The 705-nt window shown below is 38.3% G+C and carries 1 protein-coding gene; it reads right to left on the reverse strand.

What is annotated here, in order from left to right; genetic code table 11:
- Nucleotides 1-15 precede the first annotated feature (15 nt).
- Nucleotides 16-705: toxin-antitoxin system YwqK family antitoxin (locus E1163_RS30505; protein WP_425482691.1), on the reverse strand; the 690-nt coding region annotated here is incomplete at its 5' end.

Below are 705 nucleotides of genomic sequence, written 5' to 3' on the forward strand. Positions count from 1 at the left end.
GGAGATTTGAGTTTGCTATTGTTCGGTTGATACAACATTTAAATCCAAAGAAAACTGGTACCTGTTAAACGAGTCAGGATTGTACTGGACTTTAGCTACAATTTGTACCTTCTTTTTACTTTCAACATCCAGCCATACCCAATCATTGGGTATTTCACTTAGGACTTGATCCACCTGATCCTTAAATGCCTCATCTCCATATGCACTAATATAGTTATATGCACCATTTTGGTCTACTTCATAAACCACTTCCGATGTCTTAGTTATAGGAGATTTCATTTTTATCTCAAACTGAAGTGTATTATAGCAGTTATAAAACCTTTCCGGCCCTCCCAAGAACACCAAAAAATCATTACCCTCCTCTCTCAAACGGTTTAGAACAAACTCCTTGGAGGAATGATCAAACTGATGAATCAAATACCCTGATCTCGAATAATAACTCCACTCACCTACTTTTTTGTCTTCGTTGTATTCACCTGAGCATAAGATTTGCTGACCTGTAGAGTCAAACTCTACAACAAACCCATGCTTATTACTGATCACAGAAGTTACCTTATCAGCCCCTAATAAAGTTTGTAAGCTTTTACCGTTACTTACTCCGGGGTAATAATACCTCCACTCTCCTTCTCTCTTCCCATTGATATACTCACCAGCTGATTTCAGGAAATTGCTTGGGTGTGAATAATAAAAGCTAAGCCAGTCGCC

It is taken from the genome of Fulvivirga kasyanovii, from assembly GCF_009711405.1.
Taxonomy (GTDB): domain Bacteria; phylum Bacteroidota; class Bacteroidia; order Cytophagales; family Cyclobacteriaceae; genus Fulvivirga; species Fulvivirga kasyanovii.